The organism is Gordonia sp. PP30, assembly GCF_023100845.1.
In the GTDB taxonomy this organism is placed as follows: Bacteria; Actinomycetota; Actinomycetes; order Mycobacteriales; family Mycobacteriaceae; genus Gordonia.
Genome location: NZ_CP095864.1, coordinates 1580023 through 1604190, shown reverse-complemented (window position 1 = coordinate 1604190; position 24168 = coordinate 1580023). Strand labels below are relative to the sequence as shown.

General features: G+C 74.0%; 8 protein-coding genes. 5 read left to right on the top strand and 3 right to left on the bottom strand.

The genetic code is table 11. The features are described from left to right. Nucleotides 1-24 precede the first annotated feature (24 nt). A complete protein-coding gene (locus MYK68_RS07275; RefSeq protein ID WP_247867199.1) occupies nucleotides 25-1329 on the top strand; it encodes an MFS transporter in 1305 nt (434 codons plus the stop codon). On the opposite strand, the gene MYK68_RS07270 is transcribed toward MYK68_RS07275, so the two are convergent. Genes MYK68_RS07270 through MYK68_RS07260 form a run of 3 tightly spaced genes read right to left on the bottom strand, consistent with a single transcriptional unit; the run spans nucleotide 1289 to nucleotide 4295 of the window. Continuing rightward, nucleotides 1289-2149, bottom strand: coding sequence for an ABC transporter ATP-binding protein (locus MYK68_RS07270; protein WP_247867962.1), 861 nt, complete (start codon nucleotides 2147-2149; stop codon nucleotides 1289-1291). The two genes, MYK68_RS07275 and MYK68_RS07270, sit on opposite strands and share 41 nt — an antisense overlap. A gap of 17 nt (nucleotides 2150-2166) precedes the next feature. After that, nucleotides 2167-3231, bottom strand: a complete 1065-nt coding sequence (locus MYK68_RS07265) for a FecCD family ABC transporter permease (RefSeq protein ID WP_247867198.1) — start codon at nucleotides 3229-3231, stop codon at nucleotides 2167-2169. Then, on the bottom strand, nucleotides 3228-4295 hold the full coding sequence (locus tag MYK68_RS07260) for an iron chelate uptake ABC transporter family permease subunit (protein ID WP_247867197.1): 1068 nt from the start codon (nucleotides 4293-4295) through the stop codon (nucleotides 3228-3230). Before MYK68_RS07260 ends, MYK68_RS07265 begins: the two co-directional genes overlap by 4 nt. Before the next feature lie 130 nt (nucleotides 4296-4425). Here MYK68_RS07260 and MYK68_RS07255 point away from each other — a divergent pair, with 130 nt between their 5' ends. From MYK68_RS07255 to MYK68_RS07240, 4 genes are all read left to right on the top strand, one after another. Continuing rightward, on the top strand, nucleotides 4426-11952 hold the full coding sequence (locus MYK68_RS07255; RefSeq protein ID WP_247867196.1) for a non-ribosomal peptide synthetase: 7527 nt from the start codon (nucleotides 4426-4428) through the stop codon (nucleotides 11950-11952). Nucleotides 11953-12218: 266 nt separating this feature from the next. Next, the gene (locus tag MYK68_RS07250) at nucleotides 12219-13253 is read left to right on the top strand and encodes an ABC transporter substrate-binding protein (protein WP_247867195.1); all 1035 of its coding nucleotides are present in this window, start codon (nucleotides 12219-12221) and stop codon (nucleotides 13251-13253) included. Then, nucleotides 13253-19654, top strand: coding sequence for a condensation domain-containing protein (locus MYK68_RS07245; RefSeq protein WP_247867194.1), 6402 nt, complete (start codon nucleotides 13253-13255; stop codon nucleotides 19652-19654). Before MYK68_RS07250 ends, MYK68_RS07245 begins: the two co-directional genes overlap by 1 nt. Further along, on the top strand, nucleotides 19651-24168 hold the full coding sequence (locus MYK68_RS07240; protein WP_247867193.1) for a non-ribosomal peptide synthetase: 4518 nt from the start codon (nucleotides 19651-19653) through the stop codon (nucleotides 24166-24168). Before MYK68_RS07245 ends, MYK68_RS07240 begins: the two co-directional genes overlap by 4 nt.

Here is a 24168-nt window from a genome sequence, read left to right as displayed (position 1 = left end):
GCCAGCATACCCACGGACGCGCTGATGTCCACCACACCCGTTCTCCTCGACCTGTCCCCGCTGCGGATCTCGCCGGCCTTCCGGCGGATCTTCGTCGCGCGGGCCGTTTCGCTGATCGGCATCGGCATGCTGATGGTGTCGGTGCCCGTGCAGATGTGGCAGCTGACCGGGTCGTCGTTCCAGGTCGGCGCCGCCACGGCGGTGACCGGCACGACCACCTTCGCGGGCATGCTGATCGGCGGTGCCGCGGCCGACCGGATGGACCGGCGGACGCTCATCCTGGCCGGCCGATCCGCGGCCGCCGCGTCGTTCCTCGGGCTGAGCCTCAACGCCTTCGGCGTCTTCGGCGGCTCGCCCCTGGTGTGGATGGTCTACGCACTGGCCGCGGTCGACGGCCTGCTCGGCGCGCTGTCGAGCGCGGCGCTGATGGCCGCGGTGCCCACCCTGATCCCCCGCCGGCGACTGGCCGCCGTCGGCGCGCTGACCTCGCTGACCGTCCGGGTGGGGACCGCCGTGTCGCCCGGTATCGCGGCGGCGATCATCGGGGCCGCCGGGGTCGAATGGGCCTACGCGGCGGCGACCCTCCTGGCCGCCGTGACCGTGGTGATCCTGCTCGGTCTCCCGGAACTGTCCCCGCACGCCGCCCTCGCCGACGACGCCCCGCCCGCCGGCGACGTGCCCGTCACCGACGAGGCGGCCGGCGCCGACGACCCGCGGCGCGGCGGCGTCGCGCCCCCGGGGCTCGCCGCGTTCTTCCGGGAGTCCCCGGTGGTCCTGTCGGTGATGGGCGTCGGCGTCCTGACCATGCTGGCCACCGGCCTCGTCGCGCTGCTGCCCGCCCTGGTCTCCCACCGTTTCGGCGACCAGACCGGGGTGGTCGGCTATCTGATGGCGGCCACCGCGGCCGGCGCCCTGCTGGCCACCCTGACCAGCGGCTGGATCGGCCATGCACGACGCCCCGGTGCGATTCTGCTGAGCGCCACGACCGCCGGACTCGCGCTGATCGTCGTGGTCGGCGTCGCCACGGCGCTGTGGGTGGTCGTGATCGTGCTGGTGGCGATCGGCTTCCTCGATGCGACGGCCGAGGTGATCCGGTACACGCTGATCCAGCAGCACACGCCGGGACCCCTCCTCGGCCGTGTCAACGGCATCTGGATGGCGCAGGAGGTCAGCGGCGTCACGGTCGGCTCGCTGATCGCCGGTGCTCTCGGCACGCTCTGGGCCGCGCCGACCGCGATCGTCTACTACGGCCTGGTGCTCACCGCGCTGGCCGTGATCGCCGTGCTCGTCATGCGGTCGCTGTGGACCGCCCGGCAGCCCGGCTGCTGACCAGCGGCACCACCAGCGGGGTATGCGATTCCGGGTCGTCGATGATCCGGCACGGCAGGTCGAACACCCGCTGGATCAGGCCGGCGTCGACGATCTCGCCGGGCGCCCCCTGAGCGACGATCTCGCCGTCCTTCATCACCACCAGGTGATCGGCGTACCGGAACGCGTGGTTCAGGTCGTGCAGCACCGCGACCAGCGTCCGGTTCTGTTCCCGGTTGAGCTCGGCGCAGAGGTCGAGGAGTTCGATCTGGTGGGCCAGGTCGAGATACGTGGTCGGCTCGTCGAGCAGGATCAGCGGGGTCTGCTGGGCCAGCACCATCGAGATCCAGACGCGCTGGCGCTGCCCGCCGGACAGTTCGTCGACCAGCCGTCCGGAGAGGGCATCGACCCGGGTGGCCCGCATCGCCGCGACGACGGCGGCCTCGTCGTCGTCGGTCCACTGGCGGATCAGGCTCTGGTGCGGGAAACGCCCGCGCGCGACCAGGTCGGCCACCCGGATGCCGTCGGGCGCGGTGGAGGTCTGCGGCAGCAGCCCGAGGCGGCGAGCCACCTCCTTGGCCGGCAGCGAGGTGATCTGCGCGCCGTCGAGCAGGACGGTCCCGCTCTCCGGGGAGAGCAGGCGGGAGAGCGCGCGCAACAGCGTCGACTTGCCGCAGGCGTTCGGGCCGATGATCACCGTGAACGAGTTCTCCGGCACGGTCAGGCTCAGCTCGGTGCTGATCACCCGCTTGTCGTAGCTGAGGGTCAGGTCCTCGGCCATCAGCCGCGGCCCGTCGGTCACCGGTGCGGGCACGTGCGCGCCGCGGCGGAACCAGCTCATGTCACTTCTTCCCATCGTCAGTTCCTTCTCGTCTCGCGGGCCACCAGCCACACCAGGTACAGGCCACCGATCGACACCGTGACCACGCCGACCGGCAGCTGGGTCGGCGCGAACAGCCGCTGCGCCACCAGATCCGACGCCGAGAGCAGCAGCGCGCCCATCGCCGCCGCGGGCACCAGGCTCACCCCGGCGGTGCGGGTGAGCCGCTTGGCGAGCTGCGGCGCGGCCAGCGCGACGAAGGCGATCGGCCCGGCGATGGCGGTCGCGAGGGCGGTGAGCGCCACACCCAGGATCAGCAGCACCAGCCGCGTGCGCTCGGCCCGGACGCCGAGCGCCGTCGCGGCATCGTCGCCCATCTCCAGCAGCTTCATCCGCCCGGCGTACGGCACCAGCGCCACCGCGAGGACGACGAGCACGACGACCGCGATCCACACCTGCGCCCACGTCGACGTGCTCAGCGAGCCCGCGCCCCAGGCGGCGGCCGACATCGCGGTGTCCAGGTCGGCGGTGAGGATGAGCCAGGTGTTGAACGAGGCCAGCATGGCGCTGAGCCCGATGCCGACGATGATCAGCCGGAAGCCCTGCACACCCTGCCGGTACGCCAGGAAGTACACCGCCAGCGCGGTCGCGATACCGCCGACCAGGGCGCCGCCGGACTGGCCGAGGACGGCGCTGCCGCCGCCGAGCACGATCACCACCAGCGCACCGGTGTAGGCACCGATGTTGAAACCGATCACGTCCGGGCTGCCGAGCGGGTTGCGCGTCAGCGACTGGATCACCGCGCCGCTGATGCCCAGGGCGATCCCCAGCAGCACAGCGAGCAGCGCCCGCGGCAGCCGTTTGGTGACCACCACGTAGTGCTCGCGGTGTTCGACGCGGGTGGTGGCCTCGGTGAAGATCGCCCGGAACACACCGCCGGCGCTCACCTGGTAGTCGCCCACCATCAGCGCGGTCAGCGTGATGCCGAGCGCCGCCACGACCATCACCGTCACCACGACGGCGACGCGGACGTCCATCCGCAGCGAGAACGGGCCGGTGCGCCTGCCGAGGACCGCCACCGGGCGGCCGAAGTCGATGCTCACAGGCCGCTCGCCTTGCTTCGGCGGACCAGCCAGATCAGCACCGGCGCACCCACGAACGAGGTGACGATGCCCACCTGCAATTCGTCGGGACGCACCACGACGCGCCCGATGATGTCGGACACCAGCAGCAGAATCGGGCCGAGGACCAGGCTGTAGACCAGGATCCAGCGTTGCTCGGGACCGACGATCCAGCGCGCGACGTGCGGAATCATCAGCCCGACGAAGGCGATCGGGCCGGCCGCGGCCGTCGCCGCACCGCAGAGCGCGGTCACCGCGAGGAAGCCGATCAGCCGGGTGCGCAGGGTGTTGGCGCCGAGCGCACGGGCCAGGTCGTCACCCAGCGCGAGGGCGTTGAGCGGGCGCGCGACGGCCACCGCGAGAACCACCCCGGCCACGACGAACGGCACGATCGCGGTCGTCACGCTCAGGGTGCGCCCGGCGATGGAGCCGGCCTGCCAGAACCGCATCTGGTCGAAGGCCTTCGGATCGAGCAGGACCAGTGCGGTGGTGATGCCGGTGAGCAGGGCGGTCACCGCGACCCCGGCGAGGGTGAGCCGGACCGGGCTGGCTCCCCCGACGCCTCGCGAGCCCACCGCGTAGACCACCGCGGCCGCGACGATCGCGCCGACGAAGGCGAACCAGATGTACGTCCAGATGCCGGTGTAGCCGAACACCCCGATCGCGAGGGCGACGAAGAACGCGGCGCCGGCGTTGACACCGAGGATGCCGGGATCGGCGAGCGGATTGCGGGTCATGGCCTGGATCAGCGCACCGGCGACGGCCAGCGCGATGCCGACCAGGATGCCCAGCAGGGTGCGGGAGATCCGGCCGTCGCGCACGGTCAGCTGCTCCAGCGAGCCCGTGTAGTGAAAGACCGTGTCCCACACCGTGCTCAGCGGGATCGACGTCGGGCCGATCGCCAGGCTGCCGACGACCACGCCGAGCAGGACCGCCGCCAGCACCAGCAGGCCCAGCGCCCGGAACGCATCGGTCCGGGCCACGCCGACCGTGCGCTCGGCGGCGCTCTCGCCGGGCGGCGCGGCCACCTCCGCCACCCCCGTCATCGATGCACCACCCGCACAGCGGCTCCCACAGTCCGGGTTCGGATCGTACGGACCCGAACATCTTTCAAAGGTTTGGTAATGCTTACCTTAATAAGAGCATTGTCCCGATCGAACAGGACCCCCGCCGCCGATGAAACTCGCCGAGATCTTGCCGCTGACTCCGGTGCAGGATGGACTGCTGTACGCGTCCACCCTGGTCGGCGACGGCCCTGACCCGTACACGGTACAGGCCGACATCGCCCTGACCGGCGACCTCGACCCGGGACTGCTGCACCGCAGCGCCCAGGCCGTCTTCACCCGGCACCCCAACCTGCGCACGGCGTTCAGCCGGCGCAAGAACGGGATGCCGGTGGCCCTGGTCCTCGACGGGGCCGAGATCGGCTGGGCGGAGCACGACCTGCGGGAGGACCCCGACCGGTGGGCGGCGATCTGCGACGACGCCCGCGACGAACGCTTCGACCTGGCCCGGCCGCCGCTGCTGCGGCTGACCCTGGCCCGGACCGGAGAGCGCGACTGGCGGCTCCTCATCACCAACCACCACCTGATCCTCGACGGCTGGTCGGCGCCGCTGCTGCTGCGGGAGATCGCGCTGACCTACGCCGCCGGTGGCTCCACCGCGACCTTGCCACCGGTCCGGCCGTTCCGCGACTACCTCACCTGGCTCGGCGAGCAGGACCGCGAAGCGGCGCTCGACCGCTGGCGCCCACTGCTCGACGGGGCCGAGGCGACGCTCCTCGCCGGACCCGACCCGGCGGGGATGGGCGCGCGGCCGCGCGAGGTCCGTCTCGATGACCTGGGAACCCTCGGCGAACGGCTGGCCGACCGGGCCCGCGCCGCCGGGGTCACCCTCGGCAGCCTCGTCCAGACGGCATGGGGACTGACCCTCGGGTACGAGACCGGGCGCACCGATGTGCTGTTCGCCGCGACGGTCTCCGGCCGCAGCCCGGACTTCTCCGGTGCCGAGTCATTGATCGGGATGACGATCGGCGCCGTTCCGGTCCGGGTCCGCGCCGCCGGCGCCGACCGGGTGATCGACGTCGCCGGGCGCGTGCAGCACGACCAGTCGACGGTGCTCACCGACCACTGGGTGGGCCTGCCGGCGATCGCCGGCGCGATCGGCGCGGGCGAGCTGGCCGACACCCTGCTCGTCGTCGAGAACCATCCGGCATCGTCCGGGCCGCTGCGCGAGGCCTTCGCTGCGACCGGTCTCGGGCTCGCCGGGATCGCCCCGCGCGATTCGACGCACTATCCGCTCACCGTGCAGGTGGTCGTCACGCCGCACCTGGAGATCCGCCTGCACCACCTGCCCGCCGCGCTCGGCGCCGAGCGCGTGACCCGGATCGCCGGGACGCTGGTCTCGATGCTCGAGGTGCTCGCCGACCGGCCGGATACACGTGTCGCGGCCTCGGCACCGCCGCCCGCCGCGGTGCTCGCGCTGGGTGCCGGACCCGAGCGGGAGCAGCCCGATCTCGCCGGGCTGCTCCGGGATGCCGGACCGCGCGAACCCCGGGTCCGCGCGCTGACGGCGGCGCTGCGCGCCGCCGGCGCGGGCACCGATGCGGTGGTCGCCGTCGCCCTGCCCCGCGGCGACGATGCGGCGGCCGCGATCCTGGCGACGCTGCGCGCCGGGGCCGCGGTGTTGCCGATCGACCTCGGCTACCCGCGGGAGCTGGTCGAATACATCCTCGGCGACGCCGGTCCCGCGGTGCTCGTCACGACCGCCGATGCCGCGCTGCCGCCCGTCGCGGCGCACCGGATCGTCGTCGACGACCTGCCGGACGACGCCGACGACCATCCGCATCCCGCCGCGCCCGGCTCGGCGCTGGCCTACCTCGCCTACACCTCCGGATCGACCGGGGTCCCCAAGGGTGTCGCCGGCACCCGGGACGCGCTCGCCACCCGGATCGCGTGGGCCACCGCTCTGTGGCCGGCCGCGCCGGGCGACGCGCGACTGCTGAAGAGCTCGTTCGCCTTCATCGACGGGCTCACCGAATTGCTCGGCGCCCTCGCCGCCGGTGCGCGCCTGGTGATCGCCGACGACGCCGAGCGCGTCGACCTCGCCGCCCAGGCCGCCTTGCTGCGCGCCGAACCGGTCGCCCAGGTCACCGCGGTGCCGTCACTCGCGGCCACCCTCGCCGCCACCGAACCGGCGGCGTGCGCCGGCATCACCCGGTGGGTGCTGTCCGGGGAACCGCTCGGCGCCGACGTGGCCGCGGCCCTCCGGGCGGTCTCGCCCTCCGCCCGGGTGGTGAACTCGTACGGGTCGTCGGAGGTGGCCGGTGATGTGACGGTCGCCGAGCTGGATGCCGACGGCGAGCCGGTGACCCTCGGGCGGCCGGTCCCGGGATCGACGGTGCGCGTACTCGACCCGCTGCTGCGGCCGTCGCCGCCGGGGGTGATCGGCGAGATCTACGTCGCCGGACCGCAGATCGCCCGGGGATACCTGGGGCGGTCCGCGCTGACCGCCGAACGGTTCGTCGCCGATCCGTTCGGCCCCGGCCGCCTCTACCGCACCGGCGACCTCGGCCGCTGGCGGCCCGGCGGTCTTCTCGAATTCCACGGCCGTGTGGACGGGCAGGTCACCATCCGCGGCCACCGGGTCGAGACGGTCGGCGTCGAAGCCGCGCTGCGCGCGGTCCCCGGGGTCACCGGGGCGGCCGTCGTCACCCGTCCGGACGCCACCAGGGCATCGGCCCTCTGGGCCTACCTCACCGTCGCACCCGGCGGCCCCGACCGCGAGCGGATCACCGCGGCGCTCGCCGCGCGGCTGCCCTCGTATCAGGTGCCCGCGGTGGTCCTGCTCGACGCGATGCCCACACTGCCCAACGGCAAGGTGGACCGGCGTGCCCTTCCCGATCCGGCCGGTCTGCTCACCGTCGCCGACGAGGCGCCGCGCACGCCGACCGAGATCGGCCTTGCCGCGGCGTTCGCCGAGGTACTCGGCGTCGAGCGGGTCGGGACCGGGGACGACTTCTTCGCGCTCGGCGGGCATTCCCTGCTCGCCACCCGGCTCCTCCACCGGATCACCACCGACCGGGATCTGCCGCTGACGGTGCGGAGCGTCTTCGACCACCCGACCGTCGCGGCGCTGGCCGCCGAGATCGACCGGCATGCCGCCGATCCGGCGCCGACCGGTCCGGTGCCGCCCGGGCCGCGCCCCGACCCGCTGCCGGCGACCGCCGCCCAGCGCGGCGTCTGGGCCGCCGAACAGCTCACCCGGCAAGCACCCGGGACGGCCGAGGCGTCGTACAACCTGCCCTTCGCGGTGTCGTTGCGCGGACTACTCGACACCGCGGCACTCGCCGCCGCCTGCGGGCACCTCGCCGACCGGCACGAGGCCCTGCGCACGCGCCTGATCGCCGGTGACGGCGGCGCCCTCGTGCAGGTCATCGCACCGCCCGGCACGCCCGTTCCGTTCGTCGTGCACGACGACCCCGACGGCCTCGCCGCGGCCCGCGAGCGGCCGTTCGACCTGGCCAGTGAGCTTCCGCTGCGGGTCGACGTCGCCCGTCGCGGCGACGCGTCGTGGACCGTGCAGCTGACCGTGCACCACATCGCCGCCGACGAATGGTGCGCGCCGCAGCTGTTCGCCGAACTCGCCGAGGACTACCGGGCGGTCGTGAACGGCGAGGCTCCCGCCGGGCCCGCCCGGTTGCAGTACGCCGACGCCGCCGGCTGGCAGGAGCGGTCCGTCGACCGGCCGCGCGAGCGTGAGCACCATCGCGCGGCCCTCGCCGGGATCCCCGACGAACTGGCTCTCCCCTACGACCGGCCGCGGCCCGAGACGCCGACCTGGCGCGGCGGCACGGTCGAGTTCACGCTGCCCGGCGACCTCGGCACCGCCGTGCGGGCGCTGGCCGCCCGCGCCTCCGCGACTCCGTTCATGGTGATCCACGCCGCGGTCGTCGCGGTCTGGGCCCGGCTGAGCGGGTCCGGCGACATCGTTCTGGGCACCCCGGTCGCCGGTCGCGGCCATCCCGATCTGGACGCGGTGATCGGCATGTTCACCAACACCGTCGCGGTACGCACCCGCGTCGACGACGACCCCACCGTCACCGAGTTACTCGCCCGCGTCCGGGAGACCGACCTCGCGGCGCTGGAGCATCAGCTGATGCCCTTCACCGAGGTGGTCGACGCCGTCGACCCGCCCCGGCGATTCGGCCGGAACCCGTTGTTCCAGACCATGATTCAGTACCGCGGCCCGGTCCCCGTCCCGGACTTCGCCGGGCTCGAAGCCCGGGTCGAACCGCTCGCGCCGGTGGGCGCGAAGTTCGATCTCACCGTCGAGTTCCTGGAGCGGGCCGATTCTCCGGCGCTCTCCGCCCGGATCGAGTACGCCCGTGATCTGTTCGACCGGCCGACCGTCGAACGGATCGCCGGACTCCTCGCCGCCGCCCTGGCACAGATGACGGCCGATCCCGGGCTGCGGCTGCGCCGGCTCGACCTGCTCGGTGCCGCCGACCGCCGGAGCCTGGACGCGGCGAACACCACCGCGCATCCGGTGCCCCCGGGCGCCGACCTGACCGGGCTCATCGCGGCGGCCGCCGCGGCACATCCCACCGTGACGGCGGTGCTCGCCGACGGCGAGACCACGACCTACGCCGACCTGCTCGCCGCATCCGGCCGGCTCGCCGCACAGCTCGCCACCGCGGGCGCCGGGGTCGACGACGTCGTCGCCGTCGATCTGCCGCGCGGGACGGCGCTCTCGGTGGCGCTGCTCGCCGCGCACCGGGTGGGCGCGGCGTATCTGCCGCTCGACCGCGAACATCCACCCGCGCGGCGGCGCTTCCTGCTCGACGACGCCGCACCGGCGGTGCTGATCACCGACCGCGCCGATACCGGCGACGAGGTGCCCACGCTGGTCGTGAACGCGCGCGGAATCTGCGATCGGCCCGTGCCCGCCGCCGGCCCGCCCGCACCCGGATCCCTCCCGGACCGGCGCGCCGCCTATCTGATCTACACGTCGGGGTCGACAGGCACCCCGAAGGCGGTCGTCGTCGAGCATCGGGCGATCGTGAACCGGCTGTGCTGGATGCAGGATCGCTACGGGCTGGTGCCCGGCGAGCGGGTGCTACACAAGACACCGACCGGCTTCGACGTCTCGGTCTGGGAGCTGTTCTGGCCGCTCATCGCCGGGGCGACGGTGGTGATGGCCGAACCGGACGCCCATCGAGACCCCGCGCGGATCGCCGAGATCCTGCGCCGGGATGCCGTCACGACCGTGCACTTCGTGCCGTCGATGCTCCGGGCGTTTCTCGCCGCGGCCACTCAGCCCACGACGCCCCCTAGCCCCACGACGCCCCCTGACCCCACGACGCCCCCTGACCCCACGCCGCCCCCTGACCCCACGCCGCCCCCTGACCCCACGACGCTCCCTGAGCCCGTCGAAGGGCTGCGCCGGATCCTCTGCTCCGGCGAGGCCCTGACCGCACCCCTGCGCGACGGCGTCGCGGAGCGTTTCCCCGATGCGCGCCTGCACAATCTGTACGGCCCCACCGAGGCCGCCGTCGACGTCACCGAGATCGACGTCACCGGGCTGACCGGACCGGTCGTGCCGATCGGCCGGCCGGTGTGGAACACCGGCGCCCGGGTGCTGGGTCCGGCCCTCGATGAGCGCCCGATCGGCGTCTGGGGCGACCTCTATCTCACCGGGGTGCAGCTGGCCCGCGGCTACGCACGGCGACCGGGCCTGTCCGCGGCGCATTTCGTCGCGTCGCCGTTCTCCCCGGGTGAGCGCATGTACCGCACCGGCGACGTCGCCCGGTGGACCGCCGACGGTGTCCTGGAATACGCCGGACGCAGCGATGCGCAGCTCAAACTGCGTGGTCAACGCGTTGAACCGGGCGAGATCGAGCACGCGCTGCTGCGCACCGGCTCGTTGGCGCAGGCCGTCGTCGTGGGCCATCGCACGGCCGACGACCGGACCGTGCTCGCCGCCTACGGGGTCGCCTCGAGCGGCGCCGACGGCGTCGAGCCCGCCGGCCTGCTCGCGGCCGTCGCCGACGAGCTGCCGGCGCATCTGGTCCCGGCCACGCTCACCCTGCTCGACGCGCTGCCGGTGACCGCGAACGGGAAGCTCGATCGCGCGGCGCTGCCGGATCCGGTGATCTCCGGTACCGGGGAGGCGGTCGAGGGGGCCGCGGAGCGCGTGATCGCCGAGGTCTTCGGTGAGGTGCTGCGCCTCCCGGAGGGGGTGAGCGCGGCCCGCGACGACGACTTCTTCGCCCTCGGCGGCGACAGCATCGTGGCGATCACCGTCGTCAACCGGCTGCGGCGGCGCGGTCTGGAACTCTCCGTGCGCGAGGTCTTCGAGGCCCGCACGGTGGCGCGTCTCGCCGGTCTCGCCCGGGAGGTCGCGGTGAGCGATCCCGACGGCGTCGTCCCGATCACCGAACGCACCCGGCCGCTCCCGCTCACCCCGATCGCCGCGCAGCTGGCCGCGCGGACCGGGCGCTGGCAGTCGTTGGCCCAGTCGGTCACCGTCGCGCTTCCGCACGGTATCGGCGTCGATCGCCTGACCGCCGTGCTCGACGCCGTGCTCGCCCGCCACGAGGCGCTGCGCCTGCGAGTCGGGGTCGCCGCGGGCGGCGTGTGGTCGCCCACGCCGCGCGCCGTCGCCGACTGTCGCGCGGCGGACCTCCTGTCCGTGCACCAGGTGGCCGCCGATCCCGGGGAGGCCGAATTCGCCTCGATCGCGGACCGGGTTCACGCCCGCCTCGACCCGACCGTCGACGGCTGCCTGCAGGCCGGGGCGGTGTTCGCGCCGGACGGCGCGTGGCTGGTCCTGGTGATCCATCATCTGGCGATCGATGCGGTGTCCTGGCGCCTCCTGCTCGACGACCTCGCCGTCGCCGACGCGGCGCTCACCGCCGGGCGCCGCGCCGCGCTCGGCGCACCCCTGACCGGTTTCGCCGATTACGCCGACGCGGTCGCCGCGCTCGCCGCGGCCCCGGAGACCACCGCCGACGCCGCCCGATGGCGGACGTTGCTGGCGAGCGCCTCGCCACTGTTCCCGGCGGCCGCCGGTCCGGCCGTCACCCAGGCCGACCTGCGCACCCGGACGCTGCGCCTGCCCGCCGAGACGCCGACCGCGCCGTCGTTCGTCGCGGCCGTCGCCGATGCCCTCGACCGCTGGCGGGCCGGGCACACCTCGGGCGACGCGGCGCCGTTCCTCGTGGACGTCGAAGGCCACGGCCGTGATCTGGTCGACGCCGATCTGTCGGAGACCGTCGGCTGGCTCACCGCGCTGTGGCCGGTGCGGTGCGATCCGGCCGCGTCCGACGGGCGGGACCGGATCGAGGAGCAGCTGGCGGAACCGGGATACGGCTACGGGCTGGCCCGCTACTGCAATCCACGCACCGCTCGTCTGCTGGCGCGGTCCCCGCGGGCGCAGGTGCTGGTCAACTTCCTGGGCGTACTCGACCTCGGCGCGGAGCAGCCGTGGCGGCCGGCCCCGCAGTCGCGGTGGACACGCACCACCCCGGCGGCGGATCTGGAGGTGGACCACCCGCTGACCGTCGACGGCCGCGTGGAGGTCGCGGCCGACGGCGCCCAGACGCTGGTGGTGGAACTGACCTGGTCGTGCACCGTCCTCACCGACGGTGACGTGGACGCGATCGCGGCCCATCTCGGCGCCGCCCTCCCCGCCCCGGCCTGACGATCCGGGTCTCGGCCCGAAACCCCGCTCAGGAAGACCGTCCCGGCTCGCCCGCGACACTCCTTCCGCCCACACGACAGCCGGCGGTGACGCGACGACCGCGGGGGTCGCATCGCCGCCGGCTGTCGCGGACGTGGTGCGGGTGTCGCGGCACGACCGCGCGCGGCGTACCGGGCATATCCCCCGAGCCGCCACCTCGTGGACTGTAGGTTACCCTAACCTCAGTGCCGAGACCGTCGGCCCCGACCCGCGAAGGAAATCCCACGATGGCAACCCTTTCTCCCCGGCGTCGCCGGGTGCGCCTGGCCGCCGCGTTGCTGGCGACCGGCACCCTGCTCGCCGCGTGCAGCAGCAACGACGGCAACGACTCGTCGTCGCCCTCCACCGGCGCCAATCCCGCGGTGCCCTGCGCATCCGGCGACCTGAGCGGCGAGCGCACCGTGACCGGCACCTACCTCGGCGACGTGAAGGTCCCCGCCGCGCCGAAGCGCATCGTCTCGGGCTGGCTGGTCGGTACCCAGCTGATCGACCTCGGCGTGACGCCGGTCGGCATGCTCGACGACTACAAGCAGAACGCCACCCCCGAGGAGCTGAAGAAGGTCCAGGGCGTGCCGGACATCGGTTCGATCACCGCGGGCGTGAACACCGAGCAGGTGCTCAAGCTCAACCCGGACATGGTGATCTCGTACGTCCGCAAGGACGTCGCCGACAAGCTCGCGATCAAGGAGGTCAACGAGATCGCGGCGCCGACCGTCGCCTTCGAGATCCAGGAGCCGACCGACGTCTGGGACGACTACCAGAAGGTCGCCGACTCGATCGGCTGCGGTGAGTTCGCCAAGAAGCGGCTGGCCGGTCTGGACGACCAGCTCAAGGCGATCGGCACCGACAACAAGGACGCCATCGCCAAGCTCGGCAGCGTCGGCTACGTCGAGGCGTCGACCGAGCCCGGCACCTACACCGTGGCCACCAGCAAGTCCCTGGTCTACGAGCGCCTCACCATGGCCGGCCTGAAGTACTTCGACGCCGTCCCCAATCCGCAGCGCTTCAACCAGAAGATCTCGATGGAGGATCTGGGCCGCCTGTCGTCGGCGAACGTGCTGTTCTACGAGGCCGACTACGAGGGTAAGCCCACCAAGCGCACCCAGGCCCTGCTCGACAACCCGGCGTTCAAGGAACTGCCCGCGGTCAAGGCGGGCAACCTGTTCCCGTACCGCACGCCGTACTCGTACACGACGGCCGCCGTCGAGCGTCAGGCGCAGGACATCGCCGCCGCGGTGAAGGCCGCGAAGCCCGCGCCGTAATGACGACGGATCAGTCTTCCCCCACCCGCACCCTCACCCCGCTCACCGCGGCCCAGCGCGAGATCTGGCTGGCCGACCGGGTGGCCGACGACGCCACCGCGTACTCGACCGCCCTGGTCGCGCACACGGCCGGACCGGTCGACTTCCCCGCGATGACGGCCGCGATCGACGCGACGCTCGCCCGCTCGGAGGCGGCCCGCGTGCGGTTCGTCACCGCCGGCGGCGAGGTGTGGCAGGAGATCACCGACCGCGACCCGCGGTGCGAGGTGATCGACTTCCGGGGGAAGACTGATCCATCATCGGCGGCGCGCGCGTGGATCGACGACGCGCTCGCCCGGCCCTACGACACCGCGGCCGGCCCGCTGCTGCGCGCGTGCCTGCTGCGGGTCACCGACGACCGCACGCTCGCCTTCCTCGCCGCCCATCATCTGGTGCTCGACGGCACGGCCGTCGGCATGCTGCTGTCGGCGGCGCTGACCCGCTACGCCCGGAGCCGGGAAGCCGGGACCCGGGCCCGCGCGGACCGTGAATCCAACGAGACCGCCTGGTCGCTGGACACCCTCGTCGCCGCCGACGAGACCTACCGCGCGTCGCCGCGGTTCGCGGCCGACCGGGACTTCTGGCTCGGCCAGGTGGCCGACGCCCCGGCCCCGCCGCGGCTGCTGGAGAACGTCGAACCCGGCGCCCGGCGCGCCGAGATCGTCGCCGTGCCGCTGACCTCCGATGAGAGCACGGCACTCTACGGCCGGGCCCGGGAACTGCGGGTTCGCACCGCGGGACTGCTCTTGGCGACCCTCGCCGGCTTCCTCTACCGCCGCACCGGCCAACCCGATCTGCTCCTCGCGACCCCGATGTCCGGACGCAGCGAACCCGATCTGCGCGCCCACCTCGGCACCCTCGCCACCGTCCTCCCGCTGCGGGTACGACTGCGCGCGGGCACCACCTGGCGACAGCTCGCCGGGGACATCGACACGCTCCTGAGCGACGTCCACCCGCACAGCCGCTTCCGCGGCGAGGACCTGCGCCGCGCCCTGCGCGACGTCGCGCCCCCGCGCCCGCTCTTCGGGGTCGGCGCCAACATCCTGCCGATCACCACCCGGGCGTTCACCGCCGCCGGTCTGGACGCCCGCCTGGAGATCCTCTCGTCCGGTCCCACCGGCGACGTCGACGTCTTCTTCGAGGTCGACGCAGCGGCCCGCTCCGTCGCGATCTTCTTCCACGGCCCCGGCGCGCAACGGCCGGAGATGACCCGGCTCGCCGCCGAGTACGCCGACTACCTGCGCGAGCTGCTGACCGGGACGGATGCCCCGATCGGTCCGCCGCTGCGGCCGGCATCCGTGCTCCCCGCCGGGCACCCGCACGACGTACCGGTCGGCACCCTGCCCGGTACTGAGGAGTGGGTCATCGCGCACGACGACCTGGACGAGGATGCCCCGGCGGTGACTCCGGCCGTCTTCACCGTCCCGACCCCGCCGCGTGCGCTGCCGGCTCAGGTCCGCGCGGTGTGCGCGGCCGTGAGCGCCGCCCATCCCGAGCTGGCCCTGCGCCCCGAGCGGCCGATCCCCGGCCTGTGGGAGTACGTGCCCGGCCCGGGCGGCGCCGCCTTCGGCTGGATCCCCGGCACCGGCGCGGCGCCCGGCACCCTGGTGATCAGCGCGCATCCGCTGCTCGTCGACGGTCCCGGCCGCGCCCTGCTGCGCAACGAGGTGGCCGAGGCGTTCGCGGCCATCGGCCGCGGTGAGCCGCCCGCACCGCCCGCCGCCGACGAACCGGCCGCCCTGTTCGACCGGTGCGCGCAGCGCGCCGGTGCCTCCGAGGTGCTGGCGCGGCTCGACCGCTGGCGCGACCTGACCGCCCGTGCGCTGCCCGCGACGCCGCTCGACGCCCCGCGGACGGCGGTGGTCGACGGCCTCGACACGGCGGTCTTCGCCGCCGCCGGCCTGACGCCCACCGGCGCGGCGCTCGCCGCCCTCGGCCTCGCGCTCGGCCTGCTGGGCGAGTCGGCGCACAGCGTCGTCGCCGCCGCGGACGACCGGCGCGACGGCGCGCGCACCACCCTGCCGCTCGGCGTGGCGACACCCGCCGTCGTGCGGATCGGCACCGACCCGGCCGCGGCGCTGCGCGACGCACGAAGCGCCGCACTCGAGGACGGCGCGTCGACGGCGGCCGATTTCGGTCTGCTGCGCCACCTGCATCCGCAGGCCGGACCCGCGCTCACCCCGCCCGGCCCGCTGTTCACCGTCGGCGCCGACGACGACCGCGGACTGACCGTCGTCGACCACGGCACCGCGGCCCACCCCGACCTGCACCTGAGTCTCGGCGACGCCGCCACGACGATCACCCTGCGCGCCCGGCCGCCCGGGACCGCCGCCCCCGAGACCTTCCTCGAGGCGCTGCGCCGGGCCCTGGAACTGCTCGCCGCGGCGGCCGCCGATCCGGCGAACCGGCCGATCGCCGCGGTCTGGGGGCTGTCACCGCTGCAGGAAGGCCTCTACTTCCAGTCCGCGGTCTCCGGTGAGCACGACGTCTACAACGCTCAGTTCGTCCTCACCTTCGACCGTGCCCTGGAACCCGGGCGCCTGCGCCGCGCCCTCGCCGCCCTGATGGCCGATCACCCGGTGCTGCGTGCCGGATTCACCCACGACGGCCGGCCCGCGCCGGTCCAGTTCCTGGTCGACCCCCTCAAGCCGCCGCTGGAGACCGTCGACCTGCGTGGGCTCACCGGTGACGCGCTGGCCGCCGCCACCGATCAGGTGATCGCCGCCGATCGCATCCGCCGCTTCGACCTGGACACGCCGCCGCTGTGGCGCGTCACCCTGGTCCGCCGGACCGGAGGCGACGCACTGGTGGTCTCCCGCCGCTTCCTGCTCTGGGACGGCTGGTCCAACGGCCTCGTGATCGGCGGTCTCCTCGCCCACTACGCCGGCACCGCACCGGCCCGCCACGACATCGGCGAGCCGGTCTTCGCCCGCTATCTGCGCTGGATCGACGAGCGCGACCGCGACGCCGCGACCGCCGCCTGGGCCGGCTACCTCGACGGCTACGACGAGCCCTCGCTGCTGCGCCCCGGCGCCGACCCGGTGGTCCGCGGCGGCACCCGCGTCGTCCGGCGGACCCTCGATGCCGCGGCCTCGGCCGGTCTCACCGCCACCGCGCAGCGCGCCGGAGTCACCCTCAACACCGTGCTGGCCACCGCGCTCGCCCTGGTGACCGGCCGGTGGTCCGGCCGCGGCGACGTGGTGATCGGTCAGACCGTCGCCGGCCGCCCGAGCGAGGTGGACGGCGCCGATACCGCCGTCGGCATGTTCCTCAACACCGTCCCCGTCCGCGCCCGGCTGCGCCCGGCCGCGGGCGTCGCCGAGTTCCTGCGCGAGCAGCAGGCCGGCCGCCTCGACGTCCTCGGGCACGACTGGCTCAGCCTCGGCGAGATCGCCGCGGCCGCCGGTACCCCCGCCCTGTTCGACGTGCTCCTGGTCCTGCAGAACTTCATCGACGACGGCCGGCTCGGCGCGGAGCACGGGGTGACCGACCACGACAGCGAGGATCACACCCACTTCGCACTGACCGTCGTCGCGACGCCCGGGCCGCAGCTCGCGGTCGCCGTCGAGACCCGCGACGACCTGATCGACGACGCCACCGCCGCGGGCCTGGCCGACGACCTGTTCGCACTGCTCACCGCGCTGTCACGCCCGGACGTCGACGACGTGCCGCTCGCCCGGCTCCCGGTGACGGCCGCCGAGCCGCCCGACCGCGGGCGCACCCTCGACGTGCCCGGCCTGTCGGTGTCGGAACTGCTCGCCGCCACCGCGGCCCGCGAGCCCGCGGCCCCGGCACTGGTCTTCGCCGACGCCACCCTGACCTTCGGTGAACTCGACGCCGAGATCAACCGGCTCGCCCGGCTGCTGCTCGCCGAGGGCGCACGCTGCGAGACGGTGGTCGCGCTGGCGATCGAGCGGTCCATCGAGATGGTCGTCGCCCTGTTCGCGGTGCTGCGGACCGGCGCGGCCTACCTGCCGCTGGAACTGGTCCATCCGGCACCGCGGCTGCGCGGTCTGGTCGACGATGCGCGCCCGGTGCTGGCGCTGACGGCCGGGGCCGATCCCGGCGATCTCGACGCGATCTTCGACGGACGGCGGCCCCCGCTCGACCTGCGCGCCCCGGACGTCCGCGCCCGGCTGGACGCGCTGTCCAGCGACCCGCTCGACGACACCGAACTGGGCGCGTTCGCCCGCGACCAGCCGCGCCGCCTGGACCATCCCGCCTACCTCATCTACACCTCGGGCTCCACCGGCAAGCCCAAGGGCGTGGTCACCGGCTATCGCGGCCTGACCACGATGTATCTCAACCACGAGGACGAGATCTTCCGGCCGTCCGTCGCGCTGGCGAGCCGGGAGGGCCGCCGGCGCCTCGCGGTGGCCCACACCGTCTCCTTCGCCTTCGACATGTCGTGGGAGGAACTGCTGTGGCTCACCTACGGGCACACCGTCCACATCTGTGACGAGGACCTGCGCCGCGATCCGCAGGCGCTCGTCGCCTACTGCGATGCCCACCGGGTGGACGTCGTCAACGTGACCCCGACCTACGCCGAATACCTGATCGGCGCCGGTCTGCTGGACAACCATCGGCCGGCGCTCGTGCTGCTCGGCGGCGAGGCCGTCGGCACCGGGGTGTGGGACCGGCTGCGTGACGAGCCCGGCACCCTCGGCTACAACCTGTACGGCCCCACCGAGTACACGATCAACACGCTCGGCGGCGGCACCACCGACTCGGCGTCACCGACCGTCGGCCGCCCGATCGGCAACACCGTCGTCCATCTGCTCGATCCGTGGCTGCGGCCGGTACCGCCCGGCGTCGCCGGGGAACTGTACGTCGAGGGCGACGGCCTGGCGCGGGGCTATCACGACCGGCCCGGTCTGACCGCGCTGAGCTTCGTCGCACATCCGGACGATCCCGGTCGCCGGCTCTACCGCACCGGCGACCTGATGCGGCGCCGGGCCGGCGCCGGGAGCGCGGCGAGCGGGCCGAATGTCACCGACGGTCTGCTCGACTACCTGGGCCGCACCGACTTCCAGCTCAAGATCCGCGGATTCCGGGTGGAACCGACCGAGATCGAGGCCGCCCTCGTCGCGATCGACGGCATCGACCGCGCGGTGGTCACCGCCCGCGGCACCGGCGCGCAGGCCACGCTGGCCGCATATCTGGTACCGGACGGCACACCACCAGACTTCCGTGAGGTGCGCCGGACACTCGCGATCACGTTGCCGCCGTACATGATTCCGTCGTCGTACACGCTCATCGACGAGATCCCGGTGACCGTCAACGGCAAGCGGGATCTGGCGGCGCTGCCGGCCCCGGCCGCCGAACTCGCGAACGGCTCACGGACCGGATCGCTGCTCGAACGGGTCCTCGCCGAGATCGCCGCGCAGACCTTCGGGCTGCCCGAGGTGGACGTCGACGCCAATCTGTTCGACCTGGGCGCACACTCCCTGCAACTGATGACCTTCGCCGACGCCGTCCGCGCCCGGCTCGGTGTGGAACTCGCGGTCTCCCAGGTCTTCGCCGATCCGTCCATCGCGGCGATCGCGGCGATGCTCGACGGCGACACCGCCGCCGACCGGCTCCGCGCGCCGGTGATCGGTTTCCGCACCGGCCGCCCCGGGACCGCCCCGGTGGTGGTGCTCCCGCCGGGCACCGGCCTGGGCTGGCGCTTCGGCCAGCTCCTGCCGCACCTGCCCGAAGAGCGCGGGGTGTACGCGGTCCAGTCCCCGCAGATCAGCGGCGACGATGCCCCGGAGCGTCCGGCGGCCGTGGTGGCCGCCTTCGCCGACCGGATCGATGCGGCGGTCCCAGCCGGGCCGGTCGTGCTGCTCGGCTGGTCGTTCGGCGGTTCGCTGACGCCGGCCGTCGCCGACGAACTGATCCGGCGCGGCCGGTCGATCGACGCGCTGGTGCTGCTCGACGCCTGGGCGCAGTCCCCGGACGAGTACTTCGCGTATCTGGACACGCTCTCGCCGGACGCCTCGGCGCTCGGCGCACTGGGGGTGCCGGTGCCCGGCGGACGCGGCACCGACCTGAGCCGCGAGGAGGCCATCGACCTGGTTCGCGGCGGAGCCTCGGTGTTCGCCGGTCTCGACGCGGAACTCGTCGCCGCCGTGCTCGATTCGAGCGCGTGGTCGCTGCGGGTGATGCGCGAGCTGCCCGCCCGACAGACGCCGGTCGATGCCGACGTGCTCTATGTCGAGGCCGAACCCGCCGGCTCGCTGGCCACCTGGGGCGGCACCCTGGCACCGCGCCGGCACCTGCCCGTGCCGTGGGCGCACGGCGACCTCCTCGGACCCGACGCCGTCGCGGCGTGGGGCCCGGCGCTGACCGACTTCCTGGCCGGAGATCCCACCGCATGACGAACCGCACCCCCGTCCCGCTCACCATGAGCCAGGCCGCGCTCTGGTTCGGCCAGACCCTCGACCCGGAGAACCCGACCTTCAACGTCTGCGACGCGGTCGAGTTGTCCGGCGAGATCGACCTCGAACTCCTCACCCGCGCAACGCATCTCGCGGTCACCGAGTCCGACGCGCTGACCACCCGGATCGTCGAGACCGGCGACGGCATCCGGCAACTGCCGGGCGATGCCGTCCTCGATCCGCCGCCGGTACTGGCCTCCGGGACCGGGAACCTCTGGGACCGCGCGCACGAGGTGATCTCCGCGTGGACCGCCCGGCCGCACGACCTGACCGCCGAACCGGGGGTGGCGCACTGGATCCTGCACGGCGGCGACCGCACGCTCTGGATCCTCGCCGCTCACCACGCGCTGATCGACGCGTACGGGCTCTCGCTGGTGTTCACCCGGGGCGCCGAGATCTACCGCGGCCTGGCCGCCGGGGACGACGCCGCCGGCCGACGGCTCGGTTCCCTGCACGAGGTGATCACCGCCGACCTGGACTACCTGGACTCCCCCACCTGCGCCGACGACGCCGCGTTCTGGGCCGGACGGCTCGACGGATCGAGCGATCGCCCGGCGGACGCCGCACAGGCCCGCACGGTCCGCAGCATCCGCACCACCATCGCGCCGCTGACCGGTGGGAACTGGGCCGCGACGGTGGTCGCCGCGGCCGCCGCCTTCGGGGCCCGCCGCACCGGTACCCGCCACCAGAGCCTCGGCTTCCTGCTGATGAACCGGCTCGGTCTCGCCGCCGCCCGCGTCCCGACCACCGCGGTGAATCTGGTGCCGCTCGCCGTGCCGACCCGGCCCGCGGACCAGGTCGCGGCCGTCATCGAGGCCACCGCCACCGCGATGCGCACGGTCTCCGCGCACCAGCGCCATCGCGGTGCACTCATCGGCGACGACCCCACTCTCACCGCGGGCCTGGCCCGGCACGCGGGCACCGTCGTCAACGTCAAACCCTTCGCCACCGTCCTCGACTTCGCCGGGATCCGCGGCGTCGTTCACTCGATCGACCGCGGGCCCGTGCAGGACTACGCGCTGACCGTGGCGATCGGCCCCGACGGCCGTCCGGAGGTGATCCTCGACGCCGACGCCGCCCGGTACGACGTCGCGGAAGCCACCGCGCTGCTCGATGCCTTCGCGGCGTTCCTGCAGGATTTCGCGGCGCCGGAGGCCGCCGGGCGCCCGCTGGCGTCGTTGCCGCTGACCACCGCGGCACAGCGCGCCCACGTGCTGGCCCTCGGCGACGGCGGCACGAATCCGGAGGGCACGACCCCGGTGCTGGACCGCTTCGACGCGACCGTCGCCGCGCAGCCAGAGGCGCTCGCCGTCGTCGCCCACGACGCGACGCTCACCTTCGCCGCGCTGGCCGAACGGTCACGCCGGGTCGCCGTCGCGCTGCGTGCGGCGGGGGTCGAGGCGGAGGACCGCGTCGCCGTCGTCGCCGAGTCGTCGGCGGCCGCGCTGGCGGCGATCCTCGGCGTCTGGCGCGCCGGAGCGGCGTACGTGCCGGTCGACCCGTCGTATCCGGCCGCGCGGATCGCTCATCAGCTCACCGACAGCCGGCCCGCGGCGGTGCTGGTCGGCGCGCCCGATCGCGGTCTGGTGGAGGGTCTGACCGGCGCGACGATCCTCGACCTCGCCGGGCACCCGGCGTCGTCCGGCGAATCCGCCGGACGACGCTCGCACCCGGATGCGGCCGCCTACGTGATCTACACCTCCGGTTCCACCGGCACGCCCAAGGGCGTGGTGATCACCCAGCGGGCGATCGCCACGCTGCTCGGCGCGCACCGGAACTTCACGATGCGGGCACCGCGGCAGCGACTGCTCGCCACCCACACCCTCTCGTTCGATTCGTCGGTCTCGAACATCGCGTGGCTGTGCGACGGCCACACGCTGCACGTCATCGAGCGCGCCGATGTCACCTCCGCGGACCTGGTGGTCGACTACGTGCGCCGGCACCGGATCGACTACGTCGACGCGGTGCCGGTCCTGATCGAGGAGTACGTCCGCGCCGGGCTGATCGAGCCCGCGGCGAGGCGGCATGTCCCTGGCACGCTCTCCACCGGCGGCGAGGCCTTCCCACCGGGGCTGTGGGAGCGACTGACCGACCGTCCCGACGTGACCGTCTTCAACCTGTACGGCCCGACCGAGGCCACGGTGGAGATCACCTACACCGAGGTCACCGACACCCCCGTCCCGTCGATCGGGGTGCCCGCGCTCGGCGCGCGGCTGTACGTGCTCGACGCCCATCTGCAGTTGGTCGCCGAGGGGGCGACCGGGGAACTGTACGTCGGCACGCCGCAGCTGGCACGCGGCTACCACGACCGGCCCGCGCTCACCGCCGAACGCTTCGTGGCGAGTCCGTTCGGCGACGGAACACGCTTGTACCGCACCGGTGATCTGGTGCGCTGGAACGCCTTCGGCGGGCTGGACTACCTCGGCCGCGCCGACGACCAGGTGCAGCTGGCCGGCTTCCGGATCGAGTTCGGCGAGGTCGAGGCGCTGGTCGAGGCCGCGGCCCGGCAGACCGGGATCGGTGTGGAGCGCGTCGTCGCCGACGTCCGGCCCGCCCCGAGCGGGCCGCGCCGCCTCGTGGCGTACCTCGTCGGCACCGACGGCGACGACTTCGCCGGGCTCCGCGCCGCACTCGCCGCGACCGCGCCGGCCCACCTGGTGCCCGCCGTCTTCGTTCCGGCGGCGACGCTGCCGCGCGCCCCGTCCGGCAAGACGGACCGCGCCGCGCTGCCGGACCCCTGGGCGGGCCGAACCGGGGCGATCGTCGCGCCGGGCGACGGCGCCGAAGCGATCCTCGCGAAGATCGTCGCCGATCTCCTCGACCTGGACGAGGTGGACCCGGACGACGACTTCTTCACGCTCGGCGGGGACAGCATCATCGCCATCGGCGTGACCTCGCGGGCCCGCGCCGCCGGCCTGACCGTGACGCCCCGCCAGGTCTTCGAATTGCGTACCCCGCGGGCCCTCGCCGCGGCCGCCACCGACAGCGCCGGACCCGCGGGAGCGGCCGACCCGGTGCACGCGGCCGGCCGGGCACCGCTGACCCCGCTCATGCGCCGGGTGCTGCGCCACGGCGGAATCGGCGGCTTCGCACAGGCGCGGGTACTGCGGGTGCCCGCCGGGCTCGGGACCGGGCTGCTCGACGAGGCGCTGACCGCCGTCGTGCACGCCCACCCGGTGCTGGCCGCCGCCCTGGACGGCGACGCCCTCGTCGTACCCGGGCCGGCGGCGACACCGGCCGTCGCCCTCACCGAGCACGACCTGTCCGGCACCGTCGACCTCGAGGCGCGCGTCGAGGCCCTCGCCGCGGCCGCCGCTCGCGATCTCGACCCCGCGGGCCCGGGCCTGCTGCGGGCGCTGCTGCTCCGCGGCCTCCCGGGCGAGGACGACTGGGACGCGCTGGTCCTCGTGGTGCATCACCTGGCCGTCGACGGGGTGTCGTGGCGGATCCTCACCGAGGATCTGCGCGCGGTGACCGGGCAGCTCTCCCGTGCCCGGGCGGCCGCCCCCGACCCGGAGGGCACGTCGTGGCGGGAGTGGGCGCTGGCGCTCACCGCGCGTGCTCAGGAGCCCGACATCCTCGACTCGTCCCCGCGGTGGGCGCACCCGGGCGGCGCGCCGTCCGAGATCGGCCTCGGGACCCGTCCCCTCGACCCGGCCGTCGACACCGCGACCGGGATGCGGCGCCGGGAGATCGAGTTCCCGGCCGACGCGGCCGTCGGGCGCCTGCCCCAGCTGTACAACACCGGCCCCACCGAGATCCTGCTCGGCACCCTCGCGGTGGCGATCGGCACCGTCGCCGCGGCGCCGGGCTCCCGGCGGCTGTTCGTCGACGTCGAAGGTCACGGCCGTGACGAGGCACTGGTCCCCGGCACGGATCTGTCGCGCACGGTCGGCTGGTTCACCGCGCTGCGGCCGGTACCGGTCGATCTGCCGTCCGGGACCGGCCCGGCCGAGATCGACGCGGCCGAGGTCGACGCGGTGATCAAGCAGGTCAAGGAGACCCTCGCCGCACCGCGCTTCTCCGGTCTGGAGTACGGGCTGCTCACCGAGCTGGGTCCCGCGGCGACGGCACGCCCGGCGTCGCCCGTGCTGTTCAACTACCTGGGGCGGCTCACCACCGGCGAGGGAGACGCGCCGTTCTCGTCGCTCTGGCCGCAGCGTCCGCTCCTGGTCCTCCGCGACGACGCGATGCCCGCGTCGCACCCGCTCGAGGTCAACGCCGTGACGGTGCCCGCCGTCTCCGGAAGTGTGGTCCGCGCCGAGTTCTCCTGGGCCGCGGGAGTCGTCGACGACGCGCACATCGACGAGATCGCCCGGGCCTGGACCGCGCTGCTCACCCTGCTGGACGACCCCGAGCTGCACCCCGCGCTCGGCGGTGCCACCCCCTCGGACTCGCTCGTCGACGACCTGACCCAGGACGAGATCGACGAGTTCTCCGCCCTGTTCGCCTGA

Coding starts and splice junctions, on each gene's coding strand:
- MYK68_RS07275 (WP_247867199.1), top strand. CDS start 25: ATGTCCACCACACCCGTTCTCCTCGACCTGTCCCCGCTGCGGATCTCG.
- MYK68_RS07270 (WP_247867962.1), bottom strand. CDS start 2,149: ATGAGCTGGTTCCGCCGCGGCGCGCACGTGCCCGCACCGGTGACCGAC.
- MYK68_RS07260 (WP_247867197.1), bottom strand. CDS start 4,295: ATGACGGGGGTGGCGGAGGTGGCCGCGCCGCCCGGCGAGAGCGCCGCC.
- MYK68_RS07255 (WP_247867196.1), top strand. CDS start 4,426: ATGAAACTCGCCGAGATCTTGCCGCTGACTCCGGTGCAGGATGGACTG.
- MYK68_RS07250 (WP_247867195.1), top strand. CDS start 12,219: ATGGCAACCCTTTCTCCCCGGCGTCGCCGGGTGCGCCTGGCCGCCGCG.
- MYK68_RS07245 (WP_247867194.1), top strand. CDS start 13,253: ATGACGACGGATCAGTCTTCCCCCACCCGCACCCTCACCCCGCTCACC.
- MYK68_RS07240 (WP_247867193.1), top strand. CDS start 19,651: ATGACGAACCGCACCCCCGTCCCGCTCACCATGAGCCAGGCCGCGCTC.